Here is an 18,282-nt window from a genome sequence, read left to right as displayed (position 1 = left end):
GCAAACCGCATGAACCGCAACGACGTTACCGAGAAGATCATTACCGTGAAGGTGTCCAAGGGCATCCAGTGGGCCGACGTGGCCAGGAAAGTGGGCCTCTCGAAAGAGTGGACCACCGCCGCATGCCTCGGCCAGATGACGCTCGACGACAAGCAGGCGAAGATCATCGGCAAGATCTTCGGCCTGACCGTGGAGGAGCAGAAGTGGCTCCAGGTGGTGCCCTACAAGGGTTCGCTGCCCACGCCCGTGCCGACCGATCCGCTCATCTACCGCTGGTACGAGGTGGTGAGCGTGTATGGCACCACCATCAAGGAACTGATCCACGAAGAATTCGGCGACGGCATCATGAGTGCCATCGATTTCAGCATGGACATCCAGCGCCAGGCCGACCCCAAGGGCGACCGCGTCAACGTGGTGCTCTCGGGCAAATTCCTGCCTTACAAGACCTACTGACGCAGCCCCTCAGAACGCGTGCTCGGCCGGCCGCGGGCGCCATGCCGCGCGCCGCGGCGCCGAGATGCTGCCGCCCTCGATGGCGCCGGCAATCGAGCGGGCCACGGCCTCCACCGGCACCGCGATGCGCCGCCGCGTGACCATGCGCTCGAACGAGCTGCAGGCCGCGATGCGATCGGCCAGCGTGCGGTCGACCTCGCTCACGTCGGGGCGCACCACCGTCACGCGCACGCGGCCCGCATGCTCTTGCCGCAGCCCCTCCGAAATGGCGTCGACCGCGTACTGCGTGCCGCAATACACCGCCGAATTTGGCGACACGCCGTGGGCAGGCACCGGCGCCACGTTGACGATATGGCCCCAGCCCTGCTCCTGCATCGTCGGCAGCACCGCCGCAATGCCCAGCAACACGCCGCGCAGGTTCACGTCGATCATCAGTTCCCACTCGTCGACCTTGCGCGTCCACAGCGGCGAGAGCGGCATCACGCCCGCGGCGTTCACCAGCACGTCGATGCGGTCGTGCGCCTCGAGTGCGAACTCGGCAAACGCCTCCACGTCGGGCCGGCAGGTGACGTCGAGCCGCTGGAAGCTCGCCGTTCCGCCGGCGGCCGTGATGTCGTTGGCCAGTGCCTCGAGCCGTTCGGTGCGGCGCGCGCCGAGCACCACCTTGGCGCCGCGCCGCGCCAAAAGCCGCGCGGCCGCCTCGCCGATGCCACCGCTTGCGCCCGTGATGAGGACGACTTTTTCCTGGATTGCGCTCATGAGAAACTCCTCGTGCGGGTTGGTGTGAACCATGGCGCAACGCTGCGCCGGGCATGGAGAGAAGTCTCGCGCGGAAGGGGCTTCGGGCGTTATCCGGATCGAACAAGGTTCTTGCCTGATCCTGCAGACGTGGGCCCCCGGCGGCCGGCCGGGTGTCATACGCTTTCTGGCAGATGGCCGCGCGCAGGCGCAGCCGCGACACTCCGGGCATGGATACCGCACCGCCCCCATTCCCCTTCGAAATCCAACCCTTCGACACGCCGACCGAAGCCGCGCGCGCGGCGCTGGAAGCCGTGCTCATCGAGTCCATCGAACGGCGCAAGGAGTTCGGCGGCATGATCTGCCAGTGGGGCAGCAAATACTTCGCCATGCCCGCACGCGAGGGAGACACCAACACTGTCGACGTGGGCCACCGCGGCGGCAACAAGGGGTGCCCCGAAGGCACCAGCGCCGTGGCTTACTACCACACGCACCCCGCGGTCAAAGGCGCCGGCTTCAAGATGGAGCCCAACAAGTTTTCACCGGAAGACCGGGGCGTGGCGGACGATTTCGGAATCGACGCCTACGTCGGCAGCGTGTCGGGCCTGTTCCTCAAATACGACCACAGGACGAAGAAGACCGCGGTCGCGGGGCCGAGGCTGAAGAACTGCAGAGATGAAATGATCCTGCGCGATCCACCGAAGGTCACGCCCAGATCGAGGACGCGTGCACGGCTGCACGCCGCGTAGCCGCAACCGGAAATCCGCTGCCGCCGGTCAGTAGGGCGGTGCCTTGCGCGCCCGCTGCGTGCGCGCGGCCTCGGTCCACCAGGCCAGGTCATCGGCGAAGCGCCCGAACGAGCGCTCGAGCGATTCACCAGCGCCGCCCGTGGGCTTGCCGTCCGTATCCAGCGTCTGCGAAATGGGGCCGACGGCCAGCGTGCTCGATATGACGACCATTCCCATCTCGGACAGGATCGAATGCCACAAGGTACCCGAGCGCACGCCGGAAAAACGCCCTGCCGAATAGCTGGCCACAGCGGCGGGACGCCAGAACCATTCCTCGAGGAAGTGGTCGGTCAGGTTCTTCAAGCCGGGCTGCGGGCCCCAGTTGTATTCGCCGATCACGAAGACGAAGGCGTCGGCGCCGCGTATCTTCTGCGCCAGCATTTCCATTGCCGCGGGTGCGGCACCCTGGGGGTACTCCTTGTACATGCGGTCGAGCATCGGCAGGCCGACAGCCTGGGCGTCGATCAGCTCGGCCTCGGCGCCGCGCGCGTTGAGGCCTGCCACCACGTAGTCCGCCAGGCGAATGCCCATGCGGTCCGATCGGTACGAGCCATAGAACACCAGGATCTTGTCAGCCATCTTCGCTCCGTTCGAGAGGCCGGGGCGGCCACTCAGCGAAGGCTACAACATCGAGGCCATCCCTCGGCGGCATTTGGTAGCAGCTTCTTCCAGGCAGGCTGGCTACCATTCCCGACCATGAAAAAGCCGCCTCCAGCCCTTTGCACCGTTGCCCCGATGCTCGCCCTGCTGCTGGCCGGCCAGGTCTTTGCTGCACCCGCCGCACAGCCGTTGGACGTGGTCAGGAAGCCGGAGTCCGTGGACCCCGAATGGCGCGCCCGCCTGTGTGCGCTGCTGCCGCAGCCTTGCGATCCGCAGTCGCTGGGCTTGTACCGGCCGCGTGGCGCCGCGGTGGGCGACTATGCGGTGTTGTCGGACGAACCGCTGGCCGTGGCGATGGTGCGCTTCAAGCGCAGCGCAGATTCGAGAAGCTGGCAGCTGGCCCGCCTGCATGACTTCAGCAGCCATGCCGCCGCGTTGAAGAAAGACGGCACCGGCATGCCCGAGGCGCGCGTTTCGCTTGCACCGGCCCTCTATCCACTGGGAGAAGGGCAATGGGCCGTGGCCGTGCTCCAGACGGTGTCGGAGATGTACTCGGGCGGCGGCGCCTCGTTCACCAAGGCCGCCTTTGTTCCGCTCGACGAGAGCAAGGCCGCGTACGAAGACATTCCTTTTTCCTGCTCGAAGATGGTCCGTGCCTGCTTCAGCGAAAAGGAATACAAGCAGTCGAAGCATTGCCACGACGAGAGCAGCGGCAGCCTGCGCATTGCCTATGGCGAACCTGCCAGGCCAGACGAGCCCTACAACTGGCAATTCACGTGGCTGCAAAGCGAATGGCCGGCGCACGCGCCCGCGACCGCCGCGACCACCACACGGCTGCACTTCGCCGCCAGGACCACCGAGCGTGCGGGGTTCTGCGGCGGTCCGCAGTAGCGGCCGGGCCGCTTTGCCTGGCGCGGCGCGCTTCAGTATCTTCTTCAGTGCCGCGCAACCGTGACCGCGCCCACGTGCATGGTGCGTCCCGCGCCGATGCCCGCCAGCACCAGCGCGATGCCCAGCCCGATGAAGAGCCATGACGACGCGCGGAAGCTGCCGGTCCAGCCGTGCAGCAGGCCGGCCATCAACGGGCCGCAGGCCGCCACGACATAACCCACACCCTGCGCCATGCCCGAGAGGTGCGCCGCCACGTGCGAATCGGGCGAGCGCAGCACGATCAGCGTGAGCGCCAGCGCAAAGGTGCCGCCCTGCGAAATGCCCAGCAGCACGGCCCACAACCACACGCCGCCGAGCGGCGCGAACAGCATGGCCAGCATGGCGGCCACGGTGAGCGCGGCCAGCACCACCGCCAGGCCGCGCTGGTTGCGCAGCTTCACCGCCACGGCCGGAACCACGAGGCAGGTCACCACCTGCGTCATGACCGACAGCGACACCACGTAGCCGGCGGTCTCGCCGCCGAGCCCGCGTTCGCGCAGGATGGGCGCGAGCCAGCCCATCACGATGTACGCCAGGGCCGATTGCAGCCCCATGAAGAACGTGACCTGCCATGCCAGCCGATCGCGCCACAGCCCGCGCACGGTGAAGCCCGATTCGCTGGCCACCGGCCTGAGGGGCAGGGCCTGCGGCGCCCAGATCAGCGTGACGAGCAAGGCCGGCGCCGCCCACATCGCAAGCGCATAGGTCCAGCTCCCGCCGAGCGCATGTTCGAGCGGCACCGTGAGGCCCGCGGCACTGGCCGCACCGCCGCATACCGCCATGGTGTAGAGGCCCATCATCAGCGCCGCCTGTCTGGCGAAGTCGCGCTTCACGAGGCCGGAGAGCAGCACGTTCGACACCGCGATGCCGCTGCCCGCGATGGCCGAGGCCAGGAACAGCAGCGGGATGTTGCCCGTGCCCCGCAACATTGTGCCCACCAGGATGAGCACCATGCAGGCGAGCAGCGTGCGCTCGGTGCCGAAGCGCCGGCCAAGGCCCGGCGCCAGCGGCGCGAACACACCCAGGCAGACGATGGGCAGCGTGGTCAGCAGGCTTGCGGCCGTGGCGGAGAGGCCGGTGGCCGCAATGATCTCGGGCAGCACCACCGACAGGCTCGCGAACACCGGCCGCAGGTTGAAGGCGATCAGCACCACGCTCGCGCCCAGCAGGATGCGCCGGGCCAGGCTGCCCGCGGGCGTGGCGCGCGGCGCGGGCACGCTGTCGGCCTCGGCATCGATCAACAGTTCGTCGGCCGCGCGGCCCGCCCCGAACGGCACTGCGCTCATCGGACGGGCTCCGCATCCTGCGCCAGCGCGTCGATCATGGGCGACATGAAAGCACGCACCGCCTCCGCGGCGCGGTCGGGGTCGCGGCTCGCAATGGCTTCGACGATGGCGATGTGCACGGCCGTGTCGGGTTCCGGCAGGCCGGTGTCCATCGTGCTCGCAATGGTTTCCTTGATGTAGCCGGCGATGAAGCGGCAGGTCTCGGCCAGCGCGAGGTTGCCGGAGATGTCGACGATGGCCAGGTGAAAGGCCAGGTCGCGCTGGATGAAGCTCGCGCCGCCGTCCTTTGCGTCGGGCACGCCGCGCCTTTCGAGCAGGGTTCTCAGGTTGCGCAGATCCTTGGCGGTGTGGCGCAGCGCGGCCAGCCGCGCGGCCTCGACCTCGAGCGCGCGCCGAACCTCGAACTGGTCCCGCAGGCTCGCGCGCCGCATCTTCTGCAAGCTGAGCGACGGGTCGAAGCCGGAGCGCACGTAGGTGCCGGAGCCCTGCCGCACCTCCAGCAGGCCGCGCGAGACCAGCGTCTTGACCGCTTCCCGCACGGTGCCGCGGCTCACGCCGAGCAACTGGGCCAGCTGCGGTTCGATGGGAATGCGCGACCCGACCGTCCACCGGCCGGCCGCGATCTCGGCGCGGATGCTGTTGGCGGCGCTGTCGGCCAGGGAGGTGCGGGGAGCTTGGAGGAGCATATGAATAAGAAAGGCCTAATTCATTGAATCATTTGATGAATTTTCGCGCAGATGGATTGTCGCAGTCGGTGGCAGGGGCTTGGGCCCGGGCGCAGGGATGGGAGGTCCAGCTGGTGCGGTCGCTTTTCAGCCGCAGACACCGAGGCTTGTGCAAGTGCGATTTACACAATTGCCGCCAAACAGTGAACTATTCCCGGATCGGCAAAGCCTTGTTTGCAAAGGTTAACAAATGTTGATTTATCGTTCGAAAATGATACTAAAGGCCGCTGCGCTTATTGCGTGAGGGCTTCATTTGCGCAGCGGCGCGGCCGCCCAAAACGCCGATGCGAGCGTTCATTAAGAAAACAAACAGGGTTCCCGGAAGTCGAAATGAAGGATTTTTCTTTGTCGGATGTCCGGCTTTTCACCAAAGCCGCCCAGCTCGGAGGACTGACTCCGGCAGCCGATGTGCTGAACGTGCCCAAGGCGTCCGCGTCGCGCCAGCTCCAGCGGCTGGAAGCGACGGTCGGACACATGCTGCTGCATCGCGGCTCCACGCGTTTCGCGCTCACGGAGGAGGGCCGGGAGTTTCTGGTCGCGGCCCAGCATGTGCTGACGATCCTCGATGACGTCATGCTGAACCTGTCCTCCGGTAGCGGTACGGTGGGCGGGCGGCTGCGCGTGGCGGTCCCTCACTACTACGGCAGGGAGCTGCTTGGGGCGCATCTGCCCGATTTCATGGCCGCCCATCCGCAGCTCGAAGTCGTGGTCGAAACGGGCAATGACAGGGCCGACCTGTTTCGCGACGAAGCCGATGTGGCCATCCGGCGCGGACGGGAAGGCTGCGACGAGATGGTGGCGCGCCATCTGAAGAACGAACCGATGGTGCTGTGCGCCGCCCCCGATTACCTTGCAGCGCACCCCGCCCTCGAGGGCGTGCCCGATTTGGCGTCGCATGCCTTCCTGGTCACCGAGGGCGAGGGACGCAAAAAGGAAATCAGTCTTTCGACCGCGGGCAAGATCCACCGGGTGCGTGCGGGCAGCGTATTCCGATCGGACGATCTGGAATTGATCGTGAAATTGACAATAGCCGCCAAAGGTATCGGGCTGGTCCCTCTGGCGATCGCCCAATCGCACATCGACAGCGGACTTCTGGTTCCCGTGCTGCCGGCGATCAAATTGAAGCCGCAGGAAATCAATCTTGTCTATTTGCCGTCGCGCCGCAACTCTCCAAAGATCAAGGTTTTTGTCGATTACGTCTTGAATATTTTCAAGTTTTCTTGATACGGCAAGGACGATCGGCTCGCAACCGCCGAGCCAAAAAATGGGCGTTTTTCCCATTTTTCTTTTGCGTTCCATCGAACGCCGTGTGAGGGCTTCGTGTCCGCTCGCATGTGTTGCCGAAGGGAAAAGCATGATCCCGCGGCCTCCGGTTGTCGAAAACGGAACTGTTGTTTCGAATGGACAGTTGTCGGTTTCGATTGATACCAAAGTATCAGTTTTGGTCTACACTTCGTAACCAAAAACAGATAATTGTTAATAGTTGATCCGACTGACCGCGACAGAGAAATCGCAGCAGTCCAGCGGGCAGTGCCTCAGCGATGCAAATCGAAAAGGCGCTGATCGCTCATCCAAATGCCGGCGCTTGCAATGCCGGCAATTCCTCCCCGCGGCCCGAGCCGCTTATTTCATGTCGGCATGAGCCGGGGTGAACTCCTGTGTGTCTTGAATCTGGAGCAACCATGTTTATTAAAAAACTGACTCAAATCCTGAATTGCCGCCTTTCCGGCCTGGGCGCCAGCGCGTTCCTGCTGGCCGGGCTGACCGGTTTCGCCGGCGCTGCCGCGGCCCAGTCCGCACCCGCCGCCGCCGAGGCCGCCCAGAAGAAGGCCGTTGCCGTCGTCCTCACCCAGTCCAAGGTAGTGAAGGACGCGCAGGGCAAGGAACAGCTGGTGGACGCCAGCTCGGTCAAGCCCGGCGACATCGTCGAGTACAGGGCCACCTACACCAACAACACCGGCAAGCCGGTCACCGGCCTGGTGGCGGATCTTCCGATTCCCGAAGGCCTGGAATACCAGCCGCGCAGCGCCAAGCCGGGCGCGGGCCTGGTGCAGGCGGCGACCAAGGAGGCCGTGTTCGGCCCCGAGCCGCTGATGCGCAAAGCCGCTGGCAACAAGACGGAGCCGGTGCCCTATGCCGACTACCGGTCGCTGCGCTGGACGCTGGGCCAGCTGCCCGCCAACGGCAGCACCGCCGTGAGCGCGCGCGCCAAGGTCGAGGTGGTCGTGCCGCCGCCCGCTGTGGCGGTGCAGGCCGCGTCCGGCGCTGCGCGCTGATCCGGCGCTTCGCCCCGTCCACCCGTGCCATCCGATTTCTTTCGAGTGCAACCCGGCCGCCGCGTTTTCGAGCAACGAATCACGGCTGCCGGTTTTTTTCTGTTCCTGACCTTTTTTGACAACCGAGGAGAAACCACGTGATTTCCACCCTGCCAACCCGGCGCAGCATCGGCTTCAGGCCGTCTGCGTCGTGGGCCGGCGCCGCAGCCTTGACGCTGGGCTTCCTGTTCGGAAGTTCGACCGCACTGGCCGCTGCACCACCAGCCAATACCGTCATCGGTAACCAGGCTTCAGCCACTTACTCCGACGCTGCCGGCACTACCCAGCTGGCCACGTCCAACCTGGTCCAGACCACGGTTCAGCAGGTTGGGTCGTTCACGCTCGACTCGGTCAACCAGGTCACGACGACCGTCGTCAACACCAAGATCGGCGCGGCGGGCTCCATCGTCTACGCACCGCACACGCTGACCAACACCGGCAACGGCACCGACACCTTCACGCTGACGGTCGACGCCGACACCGACAAGTTCTCCAAGGTCGAGGTCTATCCCGACGCCAACGGCGACGGCGTGCCCGACGGCACCACCCCGCTGTGCACGGCTGCAGCCGCGGGCGTTTGCAGCGTGCCCGCGCAGAGCGTGGCCGGCAACAACGGCGTGTTCCGCTTCGTCGTGGCCTACACGATCCCCGGCACGGCCAGCAGCGCCACCGGCGCTTTCGACACGGCGACCATCACCGCCACCCCGGGCACCCCGGCGCTGTACACGGCACCGAACACCTCGGCGGCCGACAAGGACGAGATCAAGCTGACGACGGCGGCGGCGTTCAACGTCAGCAAGTCGATCGGCGTTCCGTCCGTGGCCGGTCCGGGCAATGCCGCCTGGCCGACCGCGACCAACGGCGGTCCGCGCTCGACTTCGGCAAGCTGCGCTACGACCTGGTCGGCCGGCCTCGCTTCCAGCGCGACCTGCCAATACACGGTCTACACGCTCACCTTCAACAACACGGGCGGCGCCGCAGGCAAGTTTGCGATGTCCGACACGCTGCCCAGCGGCATGACCTACGTCGCGGGTTCCGCGGTGTGGAGCAGCGCCCCCGGCACGGCACTGGGCGACGGCGCAGCCGGCGATCCGGCTGGCATCGACTTCCAGGTGACCGGCAACACGCTGAACACCGTGGTCGCCTCGCTGGGCCAGAACGTGACGCAGACCGTGAGCTTCGTGGTGCTGGTGAACAGCACCGCCGCGATCGGCACGTCCACCACCACCAACGTGGGCCAGTTCAACCCCGCGGATTCGCCCACGGCCACTGCAGCGGCCATCGGCACGCTCGGCTCGAGCACCAACCCGTCGGCCTATACGGTCGTGGCGAGTTACAGCATCGCGGTGGGTACCAACCCGTCGACCGCTGCCACCGCTGTCGACACCACGCCCGGCACGCCCAACGGCACCGCAGCCGACCTGACCACGCGTCCTTCCGTCGTGGCCGGCGGCAGCGTCAAGTTCGCGCAGTCCGTGTTCAACGCGGGCACCGGCACCGACACCGTGAACCTCACGATCGCGGCAGGCACCTTCCCTGCAGGCACGACCTTCGTGCTGTTCGCGGCCGATGGCGTCACGCCGCTGCTGGACACCACCGGCGACGGCGTGCCCGACACCGGCCCGATCGCAGCTGGCGGCAGCGTCAACATCGTGGTGCAGGCCAACGTCCCATCCGCCACGGCGGTGGGCGCCGGTCCGTTCTCGGCCACGGTGACGGGTCGCTCTGCGGGCGACACGACCAAGATCGACGCCACGCGCGACACGGTGACCATCGTTGTCGGTTCGCTGGTCGACCTGACCAACACCGCGGCAGGCACGGGCACCGGCTCGGTGGCTGACGGCGACCTGGGCCCCGGCCCGAGCCCGCAGCCCACCACGACCAACTCGACGGCCGCCGGCACCGGCACCGTGTTCGCGCTGTTCGTCAAGAACAACGACTCGGTCAACAATACCTACAACCTGGCGGCCAGCCAGTCGACCAGCTTCCCCGGCACCCTGCCGACCGGCTGGACGGTGAAGTTCGTGGCCTCGGGCGGCACTTGCGCATCGGCAGCGATCACCAGCGTGGCCGTCAATGCCGGCGCACAAGGGCAGGTCGCTGCCTGCGTGACGCCGCCTGCCACGCAGTCGCCCGTCACCGCACAGAAGGTCTACTTCCAGGTGCAGTCCACCGCCGTCGCTTCGACCGGTGTGATCGTGTCCGACACGAAGACCGACGCCGTGACCGTCACCGCTGCACAGACGCTGAGCGCCACGCTCACGCCGAACAACAGCGGCCAGCTCGCACCGGGCGGCACCGTGGTGTATCCGCACACGCTGACCAACACCGGCAACCAGAGCTGCGGTGCGTACACGCTGACGGCCACCGTGCCGGCGGCCGACGCCGCACTCGGCTGGACCACCGCGATCTACCTGGACGTCAACGGTGATGGCCAGATCGACGCGGGCGACACGCTGGTGACCGGCCCGCAAGCCGGCCCGCTGGCCGTGGGCGCATCGCAGAAGCTGCTGGTGCGCGTGTTCGCACCGGGCGGCGCCAGCGCCGGCGCAACCGACACCACGACCGTGACCGCGACCTTCACCGGCCCGTCCAGCTGCGGCGCACCGTCGGCCACCGACATCAGCACCGTGATCACCGGCCAGATCCGCGTCCTCAAGACGCAGGCAGCCGACGTCACCTGCGATGGCGTGGCAGACGGCGCATTCGCGGCAACTCCGCTGTCGCTGAAGCCCGGCCAGTGCATCGTCTACAAGGTCGTCGCCACCAATGAGGGCACCGCGCCGGTCACCAACATCGCGATCAACGATGCGGTGCCTGCGTACACCTCGCTGAGCGCCACGCAACCCACGGCGGCAACGCAGTGCACCTCGACCGGCGTGACCGGCACGGCGCTCGTCTACGCACAGACCGCCACCGCGGTGAGCTGCGGCAGTGCCACCAACTCCGTGGCCCCGAGCGGCACGGCCACGTTGACCTTCGCCGTGAAGATCAACGAGTGACGACAAGGGTTTGAGTCGCCGGCGGGCCTCCGGGTCCGCCGGCTTTCGCGAGGCGCTGCCCATCGGCATGCCTCGCTTTTTTCCCTTGCCGCTTTCACCCAGCACGCGATCGCGCCTGTCCTGCAGGCGGCAGAGGAAAAAAGTTCTTTGAGTTTTGACGGCTCGCGCCGCGCGCGGGCCGACGGAAGGTTCGTGGCGTGCAATTTCTTCTGGCGTATCTGAGCACCCGCTCGCAGCGATGGCGAGGTGGCATGGCCGCAGCCGTCGTGGCGATGGCGGTCCTCGGCTGCATGCTCGCCGGAACTGCCGCCCACGCCGCGCCCCCGCCCGGCGGCACCGTGATCCGCAACGTCGCCACCGCCACCTATGTGCCGGCCGGCCTTTCACAGACCGAGACGTCGAGCTCCAACGGCGTCAGCGCCAACGTGTTGCCGGTCGAGGCGCTGGTGCTCACGCAGGACCAGTCGGTCAGCCGTCCGCCGTCCGCCGTCGTCACGCTGAGCCACCTGCTCGCCAACACCGGCAATGTGCCGTCGAGCTACACCATCGGGCTCGTCAACAACGGCGCAGGTTGCGCGGCCAGCGCGCTCGACCTGTCGGCCCTGCGCGTGGTGCGCGACACCAACAACAACGGCGTGGTCGATGCGGCCGACCCGGTGCTGCCGCTCGGCACAGGCGGCGCCATCGCGCTGCGCTCCGGCGAAACCGCCGCGCTGCTGGTGCAGGGCACCGTCCCTGCCACGGCCAGCGGCAATGCCTGCGTGGCGCTCACCGCCACCACCGCGCTGCAGCACCTCAGTGCCGTCAACCGCGACACCGTGACCGTGGGCGATGCGGCGGTGCTGGCCCTCACCAAGTCCGCGAGCTATCCTGGCTTCGTGGTTCCGGGCGCCACGCGCATCGACTTCACCGTGACGGGCACCAACATCGGCGCGCGCGACGCACGCCCCGGCAACACCGCCGCACCCGCCGGAACGCCGGTGCTGGTGAACGGCACGCCCACCAGCCTGCTGCTGGTGCGCGACCTCGTGCCCGCTGGCACGCGCTACATCGCGGGCAGCCTGCAAAGCACGGCGGCCGGCGCGGTGCGCCTGTTCCGCCTGCCGGGCGATCCGGACTTCAGCTACCGCACCGCCGAAGACGCCTCGGCCGTCGAAGTGGCCATCGGCGTGCCGACCGCGCTGTCGCGCAACGCGTCGATCGCCATGCGGTTCGCGGTGCAGGTCAAGGCCGACCAGAGCGGCGACATCCGCAACACCGCGCAGGGCTACTACAACGACGGTGCCGCGCCCGCGGTGTCGCCGTCGAACACGGTGGTCATCACCTCAAGCCAGGGCCGCATCGGCGTGGCCAAGGCGGCCTCGACGCCGCGCCTGAACCGCGGCACCGACGGCCAGCTCGACGGCACCGCCACCGTGAGTTTCAGCGTCAACGTGCGCAACTACGGCACCGTGTGGCTCTACGGCGTGCAGGCGACCGACCTGCTCGAAGGCAGCGGCGCCACGCAGTTCGGCAGCTTCACGTCGGCGGCGGTGCCCGCCGCCAACCAGTACACCATCGTGCCCGGCACGCTGGCCATCGCGGGCAACCAGGGCAACGGCGTGGGCGGCACCGTGGCTGCGGCCGACAGCGCATTCAACGGCACCGCCGCTGCGCAGAACCTGCTGGCGCCCGGTGCCGTGCTGCCGGTGGGCGCGCAGTTCACCGTGCGCTTCGATGTGCGCTTCAACGTCGGTGGCCGCGCCGGCACGCTCTACAACACCGCGCGCGCCCAGGGCGCGCTCGCGGCCGGCGGTCCGCCCGTGGCCTTCGACGACTCGGTCAACGGCAGCAACCCCGACGCCGACGGAGACGGCAATCCGAACAACGACAGCTCGCCGACGCCGGTTTCCACGCAGCTGCCCGCGCTCACGCTGGCCAAGACCGCTTCGGCGCCGCGGCGCGTGTCGCAGGGCGTGTACGAGCTCGACTACCGTCTCAGGGTGAGCAACACCGGCGTGGCGTCGGCGCCGAACGTGCGCCTCATCGACAACCTCAATTGCACCTTCGACATGGACAAACCCGACGGCCTCGTTGCCGCCTGGGAACTGGCCGGTCCGCCGAAGGCGCGCAACGGCATCCTCCATGCCGCGGGCGGCTTCACCGGCCGTGCCACCTGCGACCGCGAAGCGCTCGCCAGCAGCGATCCTTTCAGGCTGCCGACCGAAGCCGTGTTGAGCGTCACCGACGGCAGCCGCGCGCTCGCGCCGGGCCAGAGCGAAGAACTCTCCTTCACCGTGCGCATCACGCAGAAGCCCGGCATCGTCGGCGGCCGCATGGCGCTCACCAACAAGGCCTGGGCTGCGGCCTTCGACCAGAACACCGTCAACGTCACGCCGGCCATGCTGGTGGCGGCCAGCGCCAGCTCGGCGCAGTCGCTGCTCGCCGACCCGCAGGGCACGGTCTACAACGCCGTCACGCGCCAGCCCGTGGCCGGTGCGGTCGTCACCTTCACGCGCCAGTCGTGCAGCAGCGGGCCGGTCACGCCGATCACGGCGCAAGAGCTGTATGGCGGCTCGTCGGGCATCTACACAGTCAATGCCAACGGCAGCGTCTCCATGGTCACCGGCGCCGACGGCGGCTACCAGTTCTTCCTGCAGTCGCCGCCGGTCACCGGCTCGTGCACCTACGCGCTCGGCGTGGTGCCGCCCGCAGCCAGCGGCTATGTGACGCCATCGCAGCTCATTCCGGTCACGGCGGGTACCTTCAACAGCTGCGGCGCCATCGTGCCGAATGCCGGCCCGCCGCAGGGCGCGGACCCGACCACCTACTACTTCTCGGTCAACGCGGGCTTCAACGCATCCGGCGCCGCCTGCGACGTGGTGCACAACCACATCCCGCTCGACCCGGGCAACGTGCTCGGGCTGGTGCTGCGCAAGGAAGGCAGCAAGCGGCAGGTCGAGTTCGGCGACTTCATGGACTATGCGCTGGTCGTCACCAACAAGACCGGCTTCCCGGTCACCGGCGTGCGCCTGGCCGACACCCTGCCGCCGGGATTTGCCTATGTCGCGAACAGCGCGCGCCTGAACGGTTCGGCCGCGGTCAACCCGGCCGGCGGCGCGGGTCCGCAGCTAGTCTTCGACTACCCGGCGCTGGCGCTGGGCGTGGACCAATCGGCAACGGTGCGCTATCGCGTGCGCATCGGCGTGGGCGCGCCCACCAATGGCGATGCCGTCAACCGCGCCCGTGCGAGTTCGGGCCCGATGCAGTCGAACCTGGCCAACTGGACCGTGCGCGTGACCGGCGGCGTGTTCTCCGACGACGCCTTCCTGTTCGGCAAGGTCTACATGGACTGCAAGCGCGACGGCCGGCAAGAAGGCGACGACGAAATCGGCGTGCCCGGCGTGCGCCTCTACATGGAAGATGGCACCCACGTCATCACCGACGTGGAAGGCAAGTGGAGCCTCTACGGCCTGAAGCCGATCACCCACGTGCTGCGCGTCGACCAGACCACGCTGCCGGCCGGCGCGCGGCTCGGGGCGCTCGACAACCGCAATGCCGGCCGTCCCGAGAGCCGCTTCGTCGACTTGAAGAAGGGCGAGTTCCACAAGGCCAACTTCATCGTCGCCAATTGCGACACGCCGGGAGTGATGGCCGAGGTGGTGGCACGCCGTGCAGCCATCGCCGCCATTCCCGACACCGAAGCCGAGGCGCAGGTGCGCATGCGGCTCGACCCCGAGGGCAAGACCGTGCCCGTGGGCGACGCGCGCTCGCTGCCCGCCAGCGGCCAGGCGCTGGTGACGGGCAGCACGGGCAGCGCCGGCTCCACGCTCGCCAACTCGGCCCCGTTGATCGCGATGCCCGTGGCGCCCGCCAACGCCAGCAGCTTTGTCAGCGGTGCGTCGGGCACCCTGAGCGGCACGCTCGGCGCCAGTGCGGCACCGGCGCCCACGCCCGCAGGCAGCCTGTTCGCGGCGCTGAGCGGCCTGCCCACCAATGCGCAGGGCGCATCGGCCACGGGCGGCGGCGCCACCGGCGTAGGCGCATTCGCGAGCCGCCCGATCAATACGAACACCGCCATGCTCGAGCCGCGCCAGAACGCGGTGGCACCGCTGCTGCCGCAGGCCGTGCCCAGCCCGGTCGAGCTCGAAGCCCTGTTGCCGCAGATCGAAGACAACGCGCTCGGCTTCATCGACCTGAAGGAAGGCGACACGCTGCCGGGCCAGTCGGTCAACGTGCGCGTCAAGGGCCCAGCCGGACTGGCGCTGCGCCTCACGGTCAACGGCAAGGCCATCGAGGAGCGCCGCGTCGGCAAGAAGACCGAGCTGGCCGGCAAGAAGCTCGGCGCCTGGGAATATATCGGCGTGGTGCTGCAGCCCGGCGCCAACCGCCTGCAGCTCGAGGGCGTGGACCCCTTCGGCAACGCGCGCGGCACCACGCAGCAGATCAGCGTGACCGCGCCCGACAAGCTAGGCGCGATCCGCGTCGACGTGCCCGAATCGGCGAAGGCCGACCTGCGCACACCGGTGATCGTGAAGGTGCGCCTGACCGATGCAGCCGGCGTGCCCGTGACCGCGCGCACGCAACTCACGCTGGAGGCCGACCGCGGCCGCTGGCTCGATGAAGACCTGAACCCCGCCGAACCCGGCACGCAGGTGTTCATGGAAGGCGGCGTGGCCGAGTTTCGCCTGCTGCCGCCCGGCGAGCCCGGCGATGCGCGCCTGCGCGTGACGGCGGGCAGCTTCGTGAAGGAAGTGCGCCTCGCGCTCTTGCCCGAGATGCGGCCGATGATCGGCGTGGGCATCGTCGAAGGCGTGCTCGATCTCACCAGGCGCGGCGGCGTTCCGCTCGGTGCGATGCCCGCCGGCGCCGCCTTCGAGGCGGAACTCACCGGCCTGGCCGACGAGAGCAAGAACCGCCGGGCCGCCGCCCGCACCGCGTTCTTCTTCAAGGGCACCGTCAAGGGCGAGTACCTGCTCACGGCCGCCTACGACTCGAACAAGACGCGCGACGACCGCCTGTTCCGCGACATCCGCCCCGACGAGTTCTACCCGGTGTACGGCGATTCGTCGGTCAAGGGCTTTGACGCGCAGAGCACGCAGAAGCTCTACGTGCGCATCGACAAGAACCGCTCCTACCTGCTGTACGGCGACTTCACGACCGCCAGCAGCACCGAGGTGCGCAACCTGAGCCAGAGCAACCGTGCGCTCACCGGCCTCAAGCATGTGTACGACGACGGCAACGTGCGTGCCACCAGCTTCTTCTCGCGCACCGCGCAGACGCAGCAGGTGGAAGAGTTCCGCGCGGTCGGCACCTCGGGCCCGTACTACCTGAGCGCCACGAGCGGCGAGTTCGTCGACAACAGCGAGCAGGTCGAGGTCGTGGTGCGCGACCGCAACCAGCCCAACCTGGTGCTGCAGCGCACGACGGTGGCGCGCTTCGTGGACTACACCATCGAACCGCTCACGCGCCGCATCCTGTTCACGCATGCGATCTCGTCGGTCGATGCGAACCTCAATCCGCAGTCCATCCGCGTGACCTACGAGGTCGACGCCGGCGGACCGAAGTTCAAGGTGGCCGGCACCGACGTGCAGGTGAAGGTCGGCGACAACCTGCAGCTCGGCGTCGTCGCCAGCACCGACGAGAACCCCGAGAACCGCCGCAAGCTCGGCGCGCTCACCGCGGTGGCGCGCCTGGGCGACAACACCACCATGGCCGGCGAGTGGGTGCGCACCGAATCCGACAAGAACGGCAAGGGCAGCGGCGGCCGCGTCGAGCTGCGCCACCAGACCGAAGACCTCGCCGTGGTCGCGCTGGCGAGCAAGACCAGCACCGGCTTCGACAACCCCGGCGCGAGCTTCTCGGCCGGCCGCACCGAGGCCTCCGCGCGCGCCGAGTACCGCCTCGACGCCGCCACTGCGGTGCGCGGCGAAGCGCTCTTCAGCCAGGACGCATTGCAAAGCGGCAGCCGCCGCGGCTTCACCGCCAGCGTGCAGAAGAAATTCGGCGAGCAGATGACCGCCGAAGTGGGCCTGCGCCACGGCCAGAGCGGTGCGGGGATGGGCACCAGCTCGGGCTTCGACTACGGCCAGATCTCGACCTACAGCGGCAACCTGGGCAGCGGCGTCGGCGCCAGCAACGTCACTGCGCTGGGCGGCGCGGCGAGCGCGAACGCCAGTGCGAACGCCGAAGACCTGACGACCGTGCGCGCGCGCCTGTCGGCCCAGGTGCCGGGCCTGCCGCAGGCCAATGTGTTCGTCGAAGGCGAGCAGGACATCCGCAGGTCCGACCGCCATGTGCTGGCTGTCGGCGGCAACTATGCCGTGACCGACAAGACGCGCATCTACGGCCGCTACGAACTGGTCTCCAGCCTCTACAGCCAGGACGAACTCGGGACGACCGGGTCGAACAACGTCGGCATCCTCGGCGTCGAGAGCAGCTACATGGAAGGCGGGCGCGTGTACAGCGAGTACCGCCTGGCCGACAGCATCGACGGCCGTGCCGCGCAGGCGGCCACCGGCGTGCGCAACACCTTCAAGCTCAACGACCAGTGGCGCCTGACCGGCGGCATCGAGCACACGCGCCAGCTCGGCGGCCTGCGCAACAGCGGCAACACCGGCACGGGCTATTCGGGCGGGCTGGGGCAGTCGACGGCCATCACCGGCGGCGTCGAATACATCGGCGAGCGCATCAAGGCGAGCGGCGTGCTCGAAGGCCGCCGCGGCGACGATGCGAACACGCGGCTCTTCAGCGCCGGCTTCGGCTACAAGATCGACCGTTCGTGGAGCCTGCTCGCGCGCAGCGTGATGAGCGGCAGCGAAGGGCAGGGCACCAATGCCGGCAACGAGCATCACCTCGCGCGCCACCAGGTCGGCCTGGCGTACCGCCCGGTCGATACCGACACCTGGAACGCGCTGATGCGTTACGAGCGCCGTTCGGAGCGCGTGGTGGGCACGGGCAGCTCGACCGGCGCGCTCGACGGTTCGAGCGTCTTCGGCGCGGGCTCCGGCAACGCCAGCCTGCCCGGCACGACGAGCGCCGACATCGTCTCGGCCCACCTCAACTACAACCCGCGGCCCGGCACCGTGATCAACGGGCGCTATGCGGCCAAGTGGTCGCGCGCCGACGACGGCTGGCTCAAGAGCACCTACCGGGCCCACCTGCTGCAGGCGCGCTACACGCAGGACATCGACAAGAACTGGGACTTCGGCATCCAGGCCGGCCTGCTCCACGGCAAGGGCGGCGCGTTGCAGAAGACGCTGGGCGCCGAGGTAGGCTACCAGGTCATGAAGGACCTGTGGGTGTCGGCCGGCTATAACTTCGTCGGACTCAAGGACCGCGACCTCACGGCCAACGAGTACACCAGCAAGGGCGCATACATTCGCCTGCGCTTCAAGTTCGACGAGACGGGGCTGGGCTTCTCCTCGGCCGGCGCCAATGCCAACGACAAGAAATGATTCGGCCGC

General features: G+C 68.0%; 11 protein-coding genes. 7 read left to right on the top strand and 4 right to left on the bottom strand.

Annotated features, from left to right (window positions below; all coding sequences use genetic code 11):
* The first annotated feature begins 9 nt into the window (after nt 1-9).
* Nucleotides 10-453: a cyanase gene (gene cynS, locus ACAM55_RS18375; RefSeq protein WP_093018895.1), complete on the top strand. Its 444-nt coding sequence runs from the start codon at nt 10-12 to the stop codon at nt 451-453.
* A 9-nt stretch (nt 454-462) separates the two neighbouring features.
* On the opposite strand, the gene ACAM55_RS18370 is transcribed toward cynS, so the two are convergent.
* On the bottom strand, nt 463-1,212 hold the full coding sequence (locus ACAM55_RS18370) for an SDR family oxidoreductase (protein WP_369652917.1): 750 nt from the start codon (nt 1,210-1,212) through the stop codon (nt 463-465).
* Between the two features lie 209 nt (nt 1,213-1,421).
* Here ACAM55_RS18370 and ACAM55_RS18365 point away from each other — a divergent pair, with 209 nt between their 5' ends.
* Nucleotides 1,422-1,940: a DUF4329 domain-containing protein gene (locus ACAM55_RS18365; RefSeq protein ID WP_369652916.1), complete on the top strand. Its 519-nt coding sequence runs from the start codon at nt 1,422-1,424 to the stop codon at nt 1,938-1,940.
* A gap of 27 nt (nt 1,941-1,967) precedes the next feature.
* On the opposite strand, the gene ACAM55_RS18360 is transcribed toward ACAM55_RS18365, so the two are convergent.
* A complete protein-coding gene (locus ACAM55_RS18360; protein WP_369652915.1) occupies nt 1,968-2,558 on the bottom strand; it encodes an NADPH-dependent FMN reductase in 591 nt (196 codons plus the stop codon).
* Nucleotides 2,559-2,675: 117 nt separating this feature from the next.
* Between ACAM55_RS18360 and ACAM55_RS18355 the strand changes: the two genes are divergently transcribed.
* The gene (locus ACAM55_RS18355; RefSeq protein ID WP_369652914.1) at nt 2,676-3,470 is read left to right on the top strand and encodes a hypothetical protein; all 795 of its coding nucleotides are present in this window, start codon (nt 2,676-2,678) and stop codon (nt 3,468-3,470) included.
* Between the two features lie 44 nt (nt 3,471-3,514).
* On the opposite strand, the gene ACAM55_RS18350 is transcribed toward ACAM55_RS18355, so the two are convergent.
* Both ACAM55_RS18350 and ACAM55_RS18345 read right to left on the bottom strand, forming a co-directional pair.
* Nucleotides 3,515-4,795, bottom strand: coding sequence for a CynX/NimT family MFS transporter (locus tag ACAM55_RS18350; protein WP_369652913.1), 1,281 nt, complete (start codon nt 4,793-4,795; stop codon nt 3,515-3,517).
* Nucleotides 4,792-5,481 (bottom strand): FadR/GntR family transcriptional regulator, encoded by a 690-nt coding sequence (locus tag ACAM55_RS18345; RefSeq protein WP_369652912.1) that lies wholly within the window; start codon nt 5,479-5,481, stop codon nt 4,792-4,794. The genes ACAM55_RS18350 and ACAM55_RS18345 overlap by 4 nt, the downstream gene beginning before the upstream one ends.
* 369 nt (nt 5,482-5,850) lie before the next feature.
* Between ACAM55_RS18345 and ACAM55_RS18340 the strand changes: the two genes are divergently transcribed.
* The 4 genes from ACAM55_RS18340 to ACAM55_RS18325 all read left to right on the top strand — a co-directional run bounded on the left by ACAM55_RS18340 (nt 5,851) and on the right by ACAM55_RS18325 (nt 18,273).
* Nucleotides 5,851-6,744, top strand: a complete 894-nt coding sequence (locus ACAM55_RS18340; RefSeq protein ID WP_369652911.1) for a LysR family transcriptional regulator — start codon at nt 5,851-5,853, stop codon at nt 6,742-6,744.
* 458 nt (nt 6,745-7,202) lie between these two features.
* The gene (locus ACAM55_RS18335) at nt 7,203-7,796 is read left to right on the top strand and encodes a hypothetical protein (protein WP_369652910.1); all 594 of its coding nucleotides are present in this window, start codon (nt 7,203-7,205) and stop codon (nt 7,794-7,796) included.
* Between the two features lie 137 nt (nt 7,797-7,933).
* Nucleotides 7,934-10,837 carry a beta strand repeat-containing protein gene (locus tag ACAM55_RS18330; RefSeq protein ID WP_369652909.1) on the top strand — a complete coding sequence of 968 codons (2,904 nt, stop codon included), beginning with the start codon at nt 7,934-7,936 and terminating at the stop codon, nt 10,835-10,837.
* A gap of 251 nt (nt 10,838-11,088) precedes the next feature.
* Nucleotides 11,089-18,273: a hypothetical protein gene (locus ACAM55_RS18325; RefSeq protein WP_369652908.1), complete on the top strand. Its 7,185-nt coding sequence runs from the start codon at nt 11,089-11,091 to the stop codon at nt 18,271-18,273.
* Nucleotides 18,274-18,282 lie beyond the last annotated feature (9 nt).

The organism is Variovorax sp. V213 (assembly GCF_041154455.1).
Taxonomy (GTDB): domain Bacteria; phylum Pseudomonadota; class Gammaproteobacteria; order Burkholderiales; family Burkholderiaceae_C; genus Variovorax.
Note: the sequence above shows the minus strand (reverse complement) of the source record. Positions and strands in the feature narration are given on the sequence as shown.